The 14,624-nt window shown below is 61.4% G+C and carries 14 protein-coding genes; 8 read left to right on the top strand and 6 right to left on the bottom strand.

The window, feature by feature from the left end; translation table 11 throughout:
* Positions 1-164: 164 nt before the first annotated feature.
* Positions 165-431 carry a hypothetical protein gene (locus B7449_RS19685; RefSeq protein ID WP_141654803.1) on the bottom strand — a complete coding sequence of 89 codons (267 nt, stop codon included), beginning with the start codon at positions 429-431 and terminating at the stop codon, positions 165-167.
* A gap of 598 nt (positions 432-1,029) precedes the next feature.
* On the opposite strand from B7449_RS19685, the gene B7449_RS06100 reads away from it, so the two are divergent.
* The 7 genes from B7449_RS06100 to B7449_RS06070 all read left to right on the top strand — a co-directional run bounded on the left by B7449_RS06100 (position 1,030) and on the right by B7449_RS06070 (position 7,583).
* Entirely contained in the window at positions 1,030-1,674 is a 645-nt protein-coding gene (locus tag B7449_RS06100) for a ParA family protein (protein WP_048883480.1), read from the top strand.
* On the top strand, positions 1,671-2,378 hold the full coding sequence (locus B7449_RS06095) for a hypothetical protein (protein ID WP_039735824.1): 708 nt from the start codon (positions 1,671-1,673) through the stop codon (positions 2,376-2,378). The genes B7449_RS06100 and B7449_RS06095 overlap by 4 nt, the downstream gene beginning before the upstream one ends.
* Positions 2,379-3,073: 695 nt before the next feature.
* A complete protein-coding gene (locus B7449_RS06090) occupies positions 3,074-5,383 on the top strand; it encodes a TonB-dependent receptor (protein ID WP_039735823.1) in 2,310 nt (769 codons plus the stop codon).
* Between the two features lie 12 nt (positions 5,384-5,395).
* Positions 5,396-6,061 (top strand): tetratricopeptide repeat protein, encoded by a 666-nt coding sequence (locus tag B7449_RS06085; protein ID WP_039735821.1) that lies wholly within the window; start codon positions 5,396-5,398, stop codon positions 6,059-6,061.
* 19 nt (positions 6,062-6,080) lie between these two features.
* Positions 6,081-6,587, top strand: a complete 507-nt coding sequence (locus B7449_RS06080) for a hypothetical protein (protein WP_039735866.1) — start codon at positions 6,081-6,083, stop codon at positions 6,585-6,587.
* A gap of 34 nt (positions 6,588-6,621) precedes the next feature.
* On the top strand, positions 6,622-7,305 hold the full coding sequence (locus B7449_RS06075; RefSeq protein WP_039735820.1) for a Fe2+-dependent dioxygenase: 684 nt from the start codon (positions 6,622-6,624) through the stop codon (positions 7,303-7,305).
* Between the two features lie 17 nt (positions 7,306-7,322).
* The gene (locus tag B7449_RS06070) at positions 7,323-7,583 is read left to right on the top strand and encodes a hypothetical protein (RefSeq protein ID WP_235721176.1); all 261 of its coding nucleotides are present in this window, start codon (positions 7,323-7,325) and stop codon (positions 7,581-7,583) included.
* Between the two features lie 23 nt (positions 7,584-7,606).
* Here the strand turns inward: B7449_RS06070 and B7449_RS06065 are convergent, their stop codons facing one another.
* A complete protein-coding gene (locus B7449_RS06065; protein WP_048883497.1) occupies positions 7,607-8,377 on the bottom strand; it encodes an SDR family oxidoreductase in 771 nt (256 codons plus the stop codon).
* A gap of 458 nt (positions 8,378-8,835) precedes the next feature.
* Here B7449_RS06065 and B7449_RS06060 point away from each other — a divergent pair, with 458 nt between their 5' ends.
* The gene (locus B7449_RS06060; RefSeq protein ID WP_235721175.1) at positions 8,836-9,747 is read left to right on the top strand and encodes an acid phosphatase; all 912 of its coding nucleotides are present in this window, start codon (positions 8,836-8,838) and stop codon (positions 9,745-9,747) included.
* Between the two features lie 99 nt (positions 9,748-9,846).
* Here the strand turns inward: B7449_RS06060 and B7449_RS06055 are convergent, their stop codons facing one another.
* From B7449_RS06055 to B7449_RS06040, 4 genes are read right to left on the bottom strand one after another with little or no spacing between them, the layout of a single operon-like run.
* Complete coding sequence (locus tag B7449_RS06055; RefSeq protein WP_039735819.1) at positions 9,847-10,605, bottom strand: ABC transporter ATP-binding protein; 759 nt, start codon at positions 10,603-10,605, stop codon at positions 9,847-9,849.
* A complete protein-coding gene (locus B7449_RS06050) occupies positions 10,602-11,609 on the bottom strand; it encodes a FecCD family ABC transporter permease (protein ID WP_039735818.1) in 1,008 nt (335 codons plus the stop codon). The genes B7449_RS06055 and B7449_RS06050 overlap by 4 nt, the downstream gene beginning before the upstream one ends.
* Positions 11,606-12,430, bottom strand: coding sequence for an ABC transporter substrate-binding protein (locus B7449_RS06045; RefSeq protein ID WP_082084784.1), 825 nt, complete (start codon positions 12,428-12,430; stop codon positions 11,606-11,608). Before B7449_RS06045 ends, B7449_RS06050 begins: the two co-directional genes overlap by 4 nt.
* Positions 12,431-12,443: 13 nt before the next feature.
* Positions 12,444-14,552, bottom strand: a complete 2,109-nt coding sequence (locus tag B7449_RS06040; RefSeq protein ID WP_039735816.1) for a TonB-dependent receptor plug domain-containing protein — start codon at positions 14,550-14,552, stop codon at positions 12,444-12,446.
* Between the last annotated feature and the right edge of the window lie 72 nt (positions 14,553-14,624).

The raw sequence follows: 14,624 nt of genomic DNA, 5'->3' as shown, positions 1-14,624 counted from the left end.
TGCGTTACGTGCTGGAACAGGTCCAGCCACATTCATGCCGCCGCCATTCCTCCACAACGGCTGCCCGCTTTTGCGTGGTCCGGCAAAGGCGCAGGATATTCACCACGGTCATCATGATCGTTCAGACCGGGTAAACCGCCCCGAAACGGGGCACAAAATGCCTGTCACGACGCAATAATGCGGCGGAGTTCTGTATCCAGCCGGGACACGGCTGCCCCGAAATCAAATCCATCATTATCAAAGATAATGTCGCTGAAGGTGCGTGTATCATAGCCTTCAGCAATCATGGCCTGTATCCGGTCATGCTCCCCGGCATCGAAATGCCGCCCGCGCCGTGTGTCGGTTATTGTCTCATACGGCGCTTTCAGGCTGACAAATACTGTCCTGATGTTGTTGTCATTAAATTTTCTGCGGAAATAAATCCAGTTCATGCAGGTTAGCGGGTACGCAATGATAACGCACTTCCCATGCTGGAGGTGCCCGGCCCCTACGCGCACGATAGCGCGGCTTGTCTGCAGTATTGAACAGAACCACGGACGGTTTGAATCGGACAGGTCATCCCCGTCAATGAATGCGGCCCCATTGCACGCCGCCACGGCACGCCCCAGGCTGGTCTTGCCTGAGCCGACAGGTCCATTCAGAAACACCACGATTTTTGACATTCACAATATCCAGACCAAATCACTGGAACAATCATGCCCAGTTTCGGGACAGCTGGACAGGTATCCGTATCAACCCCGGTGAGGTCAGGATAAAGCAAAAAATGGGCAGGCCGGGACTCCCGACATGCAACCATGAACAGCCATTCACGCCCGCAGGTCCTGTAACCGCGACGCTCGCCCCATGCCATGACAGAGATCTGGCCCGCATTACGCCCCCGTACAGTCAGGGGCGGCGATCCCCACCATGGATGGCAATTAGACATGTCTAATTTTTCTTAACAGACACACCCCCTATGGCGCAGAGGGCAGGAAATGTTAGAAGCAACCTGCATGAAACGCTGAAAATGATGAAAAACGGGAGAAGTGGGTGAGCAAAACAATCTTGGTCTCATCACCGAAGGGCGGCAGCGGAAAATCAGTCATTGCCCGACATCTGCTGACCGCGGCGGCGCAGGACGGGCTGAACGTGACCGGCATAGATTATGACCGTCAGGGCACGCTGGACAAATGGGGCCAGAGGCGCGTGCATACACGCAGCAAGTTCCCGGATTTCGCCCCTGTGTCGGTTATCACCGGCACGCTGCAGAACTGGCGCGCGCCGCTGAAGACAGCGTCACAGGCCGAGCTGATCGTCATTGATACGCCGCCAAGCGTTGAAGACCATATGGCCGCCATAACCAGCCTGGCGCAGGCGGCGGATCTGGTCATCGTGCCGTCTGTCTGTACACAGGATGATGTCGATAGCGTTGCGCCGTGGATAGAAGCGCTCAGCACCACGCATTGCCGCAGCATGCTGGTCCTGAACCGCGCCAACCGGCGGACAAATTCGTTTGCGCGGGTCCGTGGCCGCCTGATCAAGATTGCTGATGTCTGCCCGGTTGAACTTCCCCAGCTTGAAGACGTACATGTGCCCAGCGCACAGGGACTGACGCTGCTTGATTTCACCAAAAGCCGGGGACTGGAATCATTCGAGGAGCTATGGACCTGCACGAAGCGGAGGGTGTTTCAGTGAGCAAGGGCCAGCGCCTCGGTCGTAGCAGACTTCTGAAACTTCTGGAAAAGGATGACGCCCCGCAACCGGTCGACAGTCGCGCTGAAACCCTGACATCGCAGGTTGTGGTGCAGGACGACGTGGTGGCGGTGATCCGGGATGTATTCGAAGGCACGTCCCTTCTGTCCGATCAGGGCAAGGTTTCACGCATCCTTGCGGTCCGGACCGAAATCAATGAAAGCTGGGGACAGGCAAGGGATGCGTTCCTGTCGATCGGGCGCGCGCTGCTTGATCTGGAAAATGTGCTGTCGAAAGCGGAATACCTGAAACTTCGGTCGGGATCAGATCGGCTGTTCCCCTTTTCGGATGCAACCGCAACGCAGTTCCGACAGATTGCGCGCGCGGTTGAAAGCGGCCGGATCCCGTTGGAAAAATGCCCCGGCAGTTATGGTACGGCATACCAGATCACGCTTCTGAACGACCAGCAGCTCACACTTGCCTACGAACGTGGGCTGATCCGGCCCGATGTCACACGCAAGGAAATTGCCAGCCTGCGCAGGGAAGTCATGCCGTCGGTCAATGATGCCGCCCGCATGGATCTGGCAGCCCTGCGTGAGGAACGACGCCGTCTTGTCCGCAGGGAACAGCAACTGGCCCAGGACCTCCACACGGTCCGCTCCCGCATTGCGGAGCTTGGGGAACTGCTTGGCTTCAGCAACGACTGACCCAGCCCCCTGAAGGTGAAGCTGACAGGTGACAATCCTGGGGGCAGGGTCGGCGTCACACATGGGTCCACCGCACATCATGGTCTGCCCGCCCCCTTCGTCACGACCGTCACGATATTCCCGGTCCAGTGCTGGTGGCGTGCAGGTGTCAGGTCGTACCACATCAACGGATTCATGGCACATTGCGCGACCGGATTATCAGTCAGACATATTTCGTAAGGGCAACAGGCACCGTCGGGCCATGCGCGGTAGAGATGCAAAATCTCATGCCGGCTGGCACGGGTTTACCATAAAAGACATGCAGGACAGTGGCGCCGCATCACGTCCATGAACGGCCCAAAATCCCGCCGATGACAGATTTTCAATCCGGGCGCAAGTCACCGCCACGACCGCATCACTCCCGCCGGGCCGACCACGCAGGCCCCTGCATTCCGCAGGCCCGCCGCTCCCGGTTGTACAATCAAGGCCTTACAGAGATATAACATCATCGTTTCGAACATGATTACATATTATTTCATATTTTATACAAATCTGTTCAGTATTGGCCCGTGTGCCCGGCACGCAACACATGCAGTTATTCTTTCAGACTAAGATGCGAATCATTTGCGTTCTCACCTACTCCCCCCTATCAACACGTTGTTCCCTTCACAGTGTTCAGGAGGCGCGCCTGCGGGATGACGCTTCGGGAGTAATGAATGAGCCAGCCAGACCAGTCCCCCCCACCCCCGCCGGCCAGGGGCCTGCGTGTCGCCGTAGCCCTTGGCATGACCATGGGCATTGGCGCGGGCGCCAGCGAAGCCAGCGCCGACGACACCACGCCCCCTGACCAGCCCAATGCATCGAACAGCACCATCCACCTGTCCACCGTGCGCGTGGGCGGGCATGTGGATGCGCCGGATGCGGGATACGCATCGGGCAATACAAACAGTGAGATCCTGCACATTTCACGCATGCCCGACCGGGTGCGTGATACGCCGCAGACCATTACCGTCGTACCGCAGGAACTGATCAGACAGCAGCGCGCCTTTACGCTGGATCAGGCGCTGGCCAATGTTCCGGGCATTACCCTGTCCACCGGCGAGGGCGCTGGCGGCCTGAACGGGGATCAGTTCCGTATTCGCGGCCTGCAGGCGCGGCAGGATATCTATACCGACGGACTGCGCGATTTCGGCACCTATACGCGCGATACCTTCAATACTGAAAGTATCGAGGTCATAAAGGGGCCATCGGGCGAATATTTTGGCGCGGGCAATGTCGGCGGCGTCATCAACCAGAGCCAGAAACATGCCCATGCGGGCACCAGCTACAGTTATGACCAGTCCTTTGGCAGCGGTCCGCTGTACCGTGGCGTGGGGGACATCAACTACCAGATCAACGAAGACATGGCCATTCGCGTCAACGGCATGTTCAACCGGCAGGACGTGGTTGACCGGGACAACGTGACATCCAACCGTTACGGTGCGGCGGTTGATTTTGGCGTCGGATTGCGCAGCAAAACATCATGGCACCTGACATGGCAGTGGCTGAACAGTAACAGCAGACCCGATTACGGTGTCAGCATGATACAGGTAAACGGCATCTATCGCCCCATTACCGAATACGGCGTGGCGCGCAATACAAGCTATACCCGCAGCTTCGACTTTGACCGTTCCAACATCCATACGCTGACATCGGCACTCAAATCCGACATTACGCGCTGGTTCACGCTGACCAACGATACGCGGCTCAGCCTGTACCAGCGTGATTACACCGCCACCACGCCCGCCGCCTGTTCGGGGGCATGTGCCGCCGCCATCCTGTCCGGCGCCAATTACGCCCTTCCCTATGGCGCGGGTGGCGGCGCGGCATACCGGCAGGAAGGCTGGGGCGTGCAGAACGTGCTGATGGGGCGCGCGCGCTTCAATACGGGCTTCATGCACCATGACATCAAGGCCGGGGTCGATATCAATTACGCCAGTGACTCCCGCTGGCCGGGCAGCTTCACCAACCGGGTGAATGACCAGACGATCCGCAACCCGCAATATACCTATTCCGGCACGTCCGTAAGCTTTCCCGCATCGGGGTACGGCAATGCGAACGCACGTGACCTGGGGCTGTTTTTTGCCGACCGCATCCAGCTGACGCGGCAGCTTTCCCTGTTCGGCACGGCGCGGTGGGATTCCTTCGCCAGCACCTATTACAGCAACGCCACCGCCAGCCGGGGCCGCGCGGAGCAGAAATCCGACCGCTGGAGCCCTTCGGCCAGCATCATGTATTCACCGCTGCGCGATACGTCCTTTTACTTCACCTTTGCGCGGTCGTACAAACCCGTGGGCACTGATGTCTCCTCCCTCGTCACCATCAAGCCGCAGGCGGGCGACGTGGCGCAGAACGGCGTCAACCTGTCACCACAGCGCAGCGACCTGTTCGAATTCGGCAACAAATCCGACTTCTTTCACAAGCGCCTTGGCACCACAGTGTCCTTTTTCCAGATCAGCGAAAACAATTCGCGCTATTATGACGTGAATGGCGACATGGAAACCGGCTTTGCCGATTCCGGCAGCGGCCGCCGCATCCGTGGCGTGGAACTGAGCGCGGACGGCAGGATCACGCACGACTGGCAGGTCTTTGCCTCCTATTCCTACATGGATGGCCGGGTCACACACAGCAATACGGGCGATAATGGCCGGACAGCGCCACAGGTCCCGCATAACAACATGTCGGTCTGGACATCGTACGACCTGTCGCGCGCGCTGCTGCGTCCGCAATGGGGTAGCCTGAAGGTTGGTGGCGGGGCGCAGTATTCGTCTGGCTACTGGGCGGGACCGGATACGACCAATACCGCGCGCATGCCCTATACCTTCAACCTGAACGGCATGGTGTCATGGGAGTACAGGCATTACCGGGTATCCTTCAACGCCAATAACATAACCAACCGGCTGAATTATGCATCATCATTTTCCGGGTCGCGCGCGGTTCCCTCGCCCGGACGGTATTTCCTTGGCAATATCGGCATCACGTTCTGATCGTATACGGCCATGGACACCCCCCCGATTTCCGTTGTGGAAACGCAGCTCATGCTGGGACAGATCCATCTGGACCACGGTCGCCTGCAGGACGCTTTCATGATGTTCGAGGCCGCGGCACGCAGTGGCGAACCGCGCGCCCTGAACATGCTGGGCCGCGCCTATGAACGCGGCTGGGGGACCGCGTGCAACCCGGCTGCGGCGGCCATGTATTTCCACAAGGCCGCGTATGCCGGTGATCCGTGGGCGGCGTTCAACCTGGCCGACCTGTACATGGCGGGGCGCGGGGTGGCGGGCGACCCGGACCGGGCGGGCGACCTGTATGCCATGGCCGCGCGTGGCGGGGTGGCAAAGGCGCTGACCATGCTGGGCCTTCTGGCGGAAGATGGAACCTGCGCGATGGTGTCCCCCCGGTCTGCCCCCCTGTTTTTCCATGCCGCCGCCATGGGGGGGGACTGCTGGGGCGCCCTCAACCTGGGTCGGCTGCATCTGGCCACAGGCGACGGCCCGGCCGCAGCACACTGGATACGCGTGGCGCTGGAACAGGGATTTGGCGATGTGTTCCGCGCCATCATCCACCTGCTGAATGGCGTAACGGACCCCGCGCTGCGCCTGCTGGCCACGCAGGCGGCCGGGCGGCTGGATCACCCGCCTTCCCGCCACGCGACCGGGTCATAATAATAATATGGAACTACAGATGAACCTGATTGTAAAAAAGTATTCGACCCCGTTCATTACGGGGCTGTTCGTGGTTTCGGCCATATCGGGCACGGCCCTGTTCTTCCACTGGATGCCGGGCCTGTTCCATTCAATGCACACGTGGCTGAGCATGGTGCTGCTGGTGCCGTTCGTCGCGCATGTCTGGCGCAACTGGGCACAGTTCCTGCTGTATTTCCGCAATCCCTCCATGCTGGTCGCCTGCGGCGCGTGCCTGCTTGCTGCGGGCGGGTTCATGGTGATGACGGGACATGCGGGCGGCAATCCGGCCCAGCGGCTGTTTCCTGTCCTGACACATGCGCCGCTGACCACGCTTGCGCCCCTGCTTCATGCATCGCCGGACGAACTGGCCGACCGTCTGGCGCATGCGGGTTATCATGTCCAATCCACCGATGAGACACTGGAACAGATCGCAATGGACGCCCGGCAGCGGCCCAATGATGTCCTGCTGAAGATCCTGCCCCACGGTTCAGGCCACCGGCATTGAACGGGCCGCAAGCACACCCACGCGGAGAACGCCGATGCTGATCCACATCCCCGCCCTGCTGACCCGGCAGGAAATCACGTACTGCCGTACCGTACTGGAAAAATCCCGGTGGGTCGATGGCAGGGTGACGGCAGGCGACCAGTCCGCCAAGGCGAAATTCAACCTGCAGATCCCCCATGACAGCCGGGAAGGCATGGAACTGGCGGACCTTATCCTGCAGGCGCTGGGCCGCAACCCGACATTCAACAGCGCGGCACTGCCGTTGCGGGTCTTTCCGCCCCTGTTCAACCGCTATGACGAAGGCATGCGGTTTCATACCCATGTTGATAACGCCATCCGCCCCCTGCCGGGCACGGGCTTCCGCATCCGCACCGATGTGTCGTCCACCCTGTTCCTGAGCGACCTGGATGAATATGACGGGGGCGAACTGCTGATTCAGGATACCTACGGCACGCAGGAAATCCGCGTGCCCGCAGGCGATATGGTGCTTTATCCCGCAACCAGCCTGCACAGCGTGCGCGAAGTGACGCGCGGCAGCCGGTGGGCGTCATTCTTCTGGTCACAGTCCATGATACGCAACGATGTCCAACGCACGCTGCTGTACCAATTTGACCAGTCCATTATTGAAACCCGCAGGAACCTGCCCGACGATCACCCGGCCGTGCTGGGGCTGACGGCAACCTATCATAACCTGCTGCGGCAATGGTCCGAACTGTGACATGACAGAAGCCCCGCATGGCCATGGGGGGGATGCACCCCTTCCCTCCCGCCCATGCGCGCGGCATAACGGTGGGCATGATGTCCGCCCGCCTTCGTATTGTCCCCGTACTGGCCGTCCTTGCCCTGATGGCGGCGCTGTCAGGCTGCGCGGACCGTGATGATCCGCGCATGGACCGTAATGCCCGCGTGGCCGCCGACCACGGCAATGGCGGCCCACAGGGGGACTGGGGCAGCCTGGGCGGCGGCTGGAGCGGGCCGGGGAACATGGGGTGGTAGCAGGAATGAACGGACAGAACGGGTCAGACAGACGCCGTAATGCCGCCATCCACCATGATAACATGTCCGTTTACAAAACTTGACGCATCCGACGACAGAAAGACCGCAGCCCCCACCAGTTCCTCCACATTGCCCCAGCGGCCCGCGGGCGTGCGCTGGCACAGCCATTGGGTGAAGACCTGATCGGCCACCAGCTTTTCGTTCATTTCCGTCTTGAAATAGCCGGGCGCGAGACCGTTGATCTGCAGGCCATGGCGTGCCCAGTCGGTCGCCATGCCTTTGGTCAGGTTTTTGACCGCGCCCTTGGTTGCGGTGTAGGGCGCGATACCCGGTCGCGCCAGTTCGCTCTGTACCGAACAGATATTGACGATCTTCCCACGCCCACGCGGCAGCATGTGGCGGGCCACGGCCTGCCCTACAAAGAATACCGCGTTCAGGTTGGTTGATATCAGCGCGTCCCAGTCGGCCCGGCTGAACTGGTCCAGCGGCGCGCGGCGCTGGATGCCGGCATTATTTATCAGGATATCAATCGGGCCCTGTTCATATTCTATGTTTTCAACCCCGGCGATGACGGCGTCCTGATCCGTCACGTCAAACGCGGCGGTCGTGACATCCAGCCCTTCCCCCGCCAGCATGTCGCGTGCGGTGGCCAATGGTTCGGAATTGCGCCCGTTCAGCACGATTTTTGCCCCGAACTGCCCCAGCCCACGCGCCAGCGTCAGCCCGATCCCACGTGACGCGCCGGTTACCAGCGCGCGTCGTCCCGCCAGTGAAAAAAGGGGATTATCCTGCATGACAACTTCCTTCTTCATTATGAAGGCGGCAACCGTAGCAAGAATAACACCCGATGCGCGGACACGTCTGCGCGTGTTCCCCCCCTTTCTTTTCACGTCTGGCCGGATACCCCGCCGCGCCGGGGCGCACAGGGCAGACAGGGCGGCGGAGCGAAGCAGCGCCTTGCCAATATGTGATGCCTTTACTTTGAACCTGTCTGAAACCATCGGTTCATGACGCATCCTGTCAATCTGCTGAACGTTTTTGATGAAGCGTTCTTCCAGAAAGTTCCGGGAAACGTCGCCTGTTCTCAAAACAGCCGACACCCGGAAAACATTTATGACGATTTCATGAAATTTTGACCGTGCCAGTACAAAGTGCTCGTTCCGGACAGTCCTGCTGGTATGATTTTCCCGTTTTTTATCAACACGCGCGGTCATCCGCACGTCCTTTTCCTGTCATGCATGCAGATGGTCCCATGATGTCCACCAAACGCTTTCCCGATACATCCCTGCCCCCTGCGCCCGCACCGGCAACATATGGTGCACCTGCCCGCGTGCCTGTTCCTGCGCCACGACGCGGATGGTCATGGATGGGGGGAATGGGCATCTGCCTGTCCGCCATGCTGCTGGGTGGCGGCATGGGCATCGCGGCGGAACCACCCGCCAGCGGGCCGGACGGCGGATACCTGACACCCGCCATGCAGCCCGACGGAACGCAATACCTGCCGCCCCCACCCCAACCCGGCACCGCCCGGCAGCACACGGATGACCGCGCCTTCACCTCCACCCGTGCGCTAAAGGGCACGCCGCGCTGGGCACTGGCCACGTCGGATGCCGACCTGCATGAAGACGCGCTTCTGCATGCGTTTTCCTGTGCCGCAGGCCAGAATCTGAGCACCGCCGCCACACCGCACCTTGCGGCGCTGATCCATACGATGGATATGTCCGAAGCCCCCGACATGCGCAAAAGCAAGGCCTACTGGCACCGCCCCCGCCCGTTTGTCGGCAATGGACAGCCGATCTGCACGGAAGATGACCGTGCCCATCTGGCGACATCGGGGGCCTATCCATCCGGCCATACCATGCTGGGCTGGAGCATCGCGCTGGTCCTGGCGGAACTGCTGCCCGACCGCGCGACGCCGATATTGCAGCGCGGCCGCGTCTTTGGCGAAAGCCGGATCGTATGCGGCGTGCATTGGGAAAGCGATGTGCAGGCAGGTTACATGGTGGGGGCCGCCGAAATCGCGGCCATGCACGGCAGTCCCGCCTTCCGCGCGGATATGGAACAGGCCCGCAGCGAACTGACGGCACGCCGGCGCGATGCCGTGGGATCTCAGGACCCGGCCTGCGCCATTGAAAGTGACGCCGCGCGGCATAGCCCGCTGTAACATGCGCCCCGGCGTGGAAACGGGCCACGACCGTCGTCCCGTTTCCCAGTCACGCCGGAACGGCATCCCGATCGCAACGCAACCGGCAGGCGGGCGACATTACCGGCACAGCGCCCATGGCACGATGGCGTCCCCCACCCGCCGGACCGTGACACCGTAAACCGTGCGCATGATGTCATCATCAAGCACCTGCATGGGCGACCCGTGGCGGATGACCGATCCCCTGTCCATCAGCACCAGGTCATCACAGAACCGGGTTGCCAGGACCAGATCATGCAGCACGATGACCACCCCCTTGCCCTGCCCCGCCTGCTGGCGGAACAGGTGCATCATGGACAGGGCATGGGCCGGGTCGAGAGCTGCAATCGGTTCATCGGCCAGTATGACCGGTGTGTCGGTCGCCAGCGCACGCGCCAGGTTCATGCGCGCCCGTTCCCCACCGGACAGGTGGCTGGCCGGGCGGGCACACAGGTTCTGCAGGCCGGTTGCCGCCAGTGCGTGTGTAACCGCCGGGTGCCGCGCGGCCTGCGCATTCATCTGCCCATGCGGCATGCGCCCGAGGGCCACCAGCGAACGGACGGACATGGGGGGCGGTTTTTCCCCGTCCTGCGGCATGAAGGCAAGCTGTCTGGCCCGCAATCCGGGCGGGATCTGGCCTATGTTCCGACCCAGAAGGTCGATCTGCCCGCAATCCGGGGCCTGCAGTCCCGCCAGCATGCGCATGAACGTGCTTTTCCCCGCCCCGTTCGGCCCGATCAGGCCGACAACCCGTCCTTTTCCCAGCGTCAGGGACGCGCCGGACACGACAGCTCTCCCCCCGCGCCTGAGCGAGACGCCGTTGGCCCGCAACAGGGTCATGATCCGGTTCTTTTCAGCATGATGACCCGGATGAAGAAAACCGGCGCACCGACCAGCGCCGTCAGCACGCCGAGCTGAAGTTCCGTGCCGGCACTCACCACGCGCACCACCATATCCGCCCCCAGCAGCAGCAGGCTTCCCCCCAGCGCGGATGGCACAAGCAGACGCGATGGCTGGTATCCCGTCAATGGCCGCAACAGATGCGGCACCACCAGCCCCACAAAGCCGATCGCCCCCGAAACCGCCACGCATGACCCCACGGACAGCGCCGCCCCCAGCACGATACGCGTCTGCATGCCGCACACGCCATGCAGCCGGAACCCAAGGCTTTCCGCCACGTCTTCCCCCAGCGTCAGCGCGTCCAGCGCACGCCCGGCCGACAGCATGAGCAGCATGCCGCACACCACGCCGGGCAGGCAGATCCAGACATGGGTAAAGGTCCGGTCCGTCAGCGATCCCATAAGCCAGTGCATGATCTCAAAAGACGCATACGGGCTGGGCACAAGGTTCAGCACCAGCGCGGTCAGGGCCGCCGCAAAACTGCTGAGTGCTGCCCCCGCCAGCAGCAGCACCAGCGTGCCCCCGCGTCCCACCAGCCCCATCAGCACGACCACCGCGCATAATGCCCCCGCCAGCCCACCCAGCGGCAGGGCCATGACGGAAACCTGCATGAGGCCGGTATAGAACACACTGACCGCCCCCAGCGCCGCCCCACCCGATACGCCCAGAATACCGGGATCAGCCAGCGGGTTACGCAAATATCCCTGCAATACCGCCCCCGACAGCCCCAGTGTCCCGCCCACCATGATGGCCAGAAGCGCGCGGGGCAGGCGCAACTGCTCCACGATAATGGCGCCTGCGCCATGGCGTCCCGCCAGTATGTCCCCCAGCGCCTGCCAGACCATGATACGGGTTTCCCCCCATACCAGCGACATGCCGGACAGGACGACAACACCCGCCAGCAGCACGATATTGAGCAACAGGGTATTCCGGTCAGGTTTCACGGTGCGGTTTCCAGTCTGTCACGCGCGGCGCGCAGCATGGCGATACTGTCCAGTGTCTGTGGCAGGCCACACAACCATAGCCGCGCGGGCATATCCAGATGATGCGCTCCGGCAAAGGCCTGTTTCAGCGCCGGGTGGTCCAGCATGGATTGCGCAAGGGATGTCCCCTGCCCCGAACGGTCAAGGACCAGCAGGTCAGGCGGATGGGCGATCAGCATTTCCATGGAAAGACGTGCAGATGTCTGCTGCGCCATGACGGTGGCATAATTGCGCAGCCCGGCATGGGCCAGCACGTCATCCGGCAATGATCCCGCGCGCGTGACAAACCCGCTGGCGGCGTAGATCGCGGCCGTAGGGTCGGCGGGGTCGCGCCCGGTCGAAAGGGATGCCAGACGGCTGGCGAACGCCCCGGTCAGTTCCCGCCCCCGCGCCGTAGCACCAATGGCGCGGGCCACCACCATGATCTGGTCGGGAATATCCGCCAGCGCCTGCGCCGGCGGCAGGACGATCACCCGCGCACCCCTGTCCCGCGCCACCTGAAGCGCGACCGCCGCGGTATAACTTTCGCCCAGCACGACATCGGGGTGGGCCGCCACGACGTTTTCCGCGGTCGGGCGCAGGACGGGAACCTGCCGTGCCCGTTCGCACAGCACCGCATTCCAGCAGTCGCGCGCCAGTGGCGTTATGCCGGCAATCTGCCCCGGTGCGGCCAGCAGCAGCAGCAGCTGGTCGGTGCAGACATTCACGGACACCACGCGTGGCAGGGGCTGCGCCCGTGCAATCGGGATACAGCCAAGGATACCGGCGATGATGCCTGCCATGACCCCCTTCATGTCAGTACGTCAGCATGAAGCCACCATATCCCGCCCGACCGGGCTGGAGATAGCCGACCGGTTCCTCGAACTGGCGGTTCAGCAGGTTGTCCGCCCGCGCGTAGACGGACACATAACGGTTGATTTTATAATTGGCGGCGACATCAATGGTGAAATAGCCGTGCCCCCTGGCACAGATGCTGGACTCACTGCAATTGCCGGACCCAAGCACCGACAGGTCACGCCAGCTGCTGGTATACAGGATATTGCCCGAAAATGTCAGGTCACGCATGGGGGTCCATGTCGTATTGAAATTGAACTTGTGCTGGGGACGCTGCTGCAGTTCGGTGTGGCTGGTTTCATCACGCGCATGGGTCCATGTGTAGCTGAGGTTGAATTCCAGACTGTCCAGCGCTTTCCAGTTCACGAAAGCCTCTACCCCGTACATCCGCGCCTTCGCAACATTGTCAAAGGTGCCGTTGAAGTTGCCCGACGAATCATACCAGTCGGCGGACTGGATCAGGTTCCGCACCCTGTTATCATACCATGTGGCGCCAAAATTCAGGTGATCGTGCAGAAGTTTCTGCTCCACACCCGCGTCGTAACCAATCAGCTGTTCCGCCTTCAGGTCCGGGTTGCCCCTTTCCGAATAACCGGCCCCCACCTGATTGACAAACAGCTGGTACAGGGCGGGACCGTGGAAACCCGATCCGGCGCTGGCCTTGATGATGGTGCCGGTTCCGGGAACATGAATCGCGGGCGCCACGCGCCAGGTCACGTGGTTGCCATAGCGCGAATTGGCGTCGTAACGGATGTTGGCCGCGCCATACAGGATGTGCTTCCAGTTGCCCTGATACTGTCCATAGCCTGCGGTCGTATCCATGCTGGCGGATGTGTCGTATCCGCTGTCCCACGTGCTGGATGCCGTATGGCTGGTGTCAAACGTATCATGAAAATGCTCGGCTCCGACCAGAAGCTGCCCGTACTGCCTGAAATTGAACGTGCCATGCCAGTCCACCTTCAACCGGCCGGAGCGGTAGTAATAGGGATCGGGATTGACCGGGCTGCCATAGCTTGTGCCGGTCTCGGTCCAGCGGTTGCGGTTGGTCATGTAACCAAGGCCCAGCACCTGATCAAAAAAACCGTGGAAGGAAACCAGATGCGCCGTCCCGCGCACGATGGCCTCGTTCTGGGTGGTCTGTTCCCGTACCCCTGAATCCCCATACGCATTTTCAGCCTGCAGGTCATACAGCGAATAGGAATGGTTATTGCCCTGTATCAGGCGTGCCGTCAGGCCCAGGTCGAGATTATGGGTCACGTCGTAACCCAGCCTGATATTGGCGCTGCGGTTGTCATTACGGTTGCCTTCGTGCCGCTGCTGGCGGTCTGCGCCGTAATACCGTTCGATGTAAGACGGAATGTTGTTGAACCCATCCATGCGGTAATGGGAAAATTCAACATTATAATGGAACCGCTTCCTGCTGCCACGCGCGCCGAAGCTCTGGTTGAAGGTTCCATACCCCCCGCCTTCAATCCGGACGAATGGCCTGAACCGTCCCTGCCCCTGTGCCGTGGTGATGTCGATGACACCCGCCATGGCGTCCGCGCCGTACAGGCCGCTCTGCGGGCCACGCAGGACTTCGATACGGCCGATGCCATCGGTCAGGAACTGCCCGGCATCAAAGGCATTGGTGTCATTGCTGCCGTCATTGATGTCCATGCCATCCAGCCGGACCTTGACCTCGCGGGAATTATTGCCGCGCATGAAAATGGACGACGTGCCACCCGCCCCGCCCGTCTGCACCACGTTCAGGCCCGGCTGGCGCGCAAGGATGTCCGTCAGGCTGCGCCGCTGCTGGGTCTGGATCTGCTTTTCGGTGATGATGGTCATGCTGGTGCCGATGTCATCCACCTTTGTCGGCCTGCGCGCGGCACTGACGCTGATCAGTTCGGGCAGGCCCGCATTGCCCGGCATGGCAGAGGCTTTCGCCCCGTCATTGCCAGCGACGTACTGCTTCACAGGCGATTTTTCTGGCATGTCCTTCCCAATGGGCGCATCGGCATGCGCCATCGTGGCGCCCAGAGTCATGAATGCCGTCGAGGCAATCAGAAAATCACGGAAAATGGTCATAAGGTCTGGATCTCGCGGTCATATCATCGTTGCCACGAGAGCGCGCCGCCACCCGGCTTCCGATCCATAAGG

It is taken from the genome of Komagataeibacter intermedius TF2, assembly GCF_000964425.1.
GTDB classification, from domain to species: domain Bacteria; phylum Pseudomonadota; class Alphaproteobacteria; order Acetobacterales; family Acetobacteraceae; genus Komagataeibacter; species Komagataeibacter intermedius.
This window is presented reverse-complemented; position numbering and strand designations above follow the sequence as displayed.

Excerpts from the sequence above, each read along its gene's own strand:
- B7449_RS06085 (WP_039735821.1), top strand. The coding sequence starts at position 5,396 with ATGGACACCCCCCCGATTTCCGTTGTGGAAACGCAGCTCATGCTGGGA.
- B7449_RS06045 (WP_082084784.1), bottom strand. The coding sequence starts at position 12,430 with ATGGCAGGCATCATCGCCGGTATCCTTGGCTGTATCCCGATTGCACGG.
- B7449_RS06090 (WP_039735823.1), top strand. The coding sequence starts at position 3,074 with ATGAGCCAGCCAGACCAGTCCCCCCCACCCCCGCCGGCCAGGGGCCTG.
- B7449_RS19685 (WP_141654803.1), bottom strand. The coding sequence starts at position 431 with ATGAACTGGATTTATTTCCGCAGAAAATTTAATGACAACAACATCAGG.
- B7449_RS06060 (WP_235721175.1), top strand. The coding sequence starts at position 8,836 with ATGATGTCCACCAAACGCTTTCCCGATACATCCCTGCCCCCTGCGCCC.
- B7449_RS06070 (WP_235721176.1), top strand. The coding sequence starts at position 7,323 with ATGGCCATGGGGGGGATGCACCCCTTCCCTCCCGCCCATGCGCGCGGC.
- B7449_RS06065 (WP_048883497.1), bottom strand. The coding sequence starts at position 8,377 with ATGCAGGATAATCCCCTTTTTTCACTGGCGGGACGACGCGCGCTGGTA.
- B7449_RS06080 (WP_039735866.1), top strand. The coding sequence starts at position 6,081 with ATGAACCTGATTGTAAAAAAGTATTCGACCCCGTTCATTACGGGGCTG.
- B7449_RS06055 (WP_039735819.1), bottom strand. The coding sequence starts at position 10,605 with ATGACCCTGTTGCGGGCCAACGGCGTCTCGCTCAGGCGCGGGGGGAGA.
- B7449_RS06040 (WP_039735816.1), bottom strand. The coding sequence starts at position 14,552 with ATGACCATTTTCCGTGATTTTCTGATTGCCTCGACGGCATTCATGACT.
- B7449_RS06075 (WP_039735820.1), top strand. The coding sequence starts at position 6,622 with ATGCTGATCCACATCCCCGCCCTGCTGACCCGGCAGGAAATCACGTAC.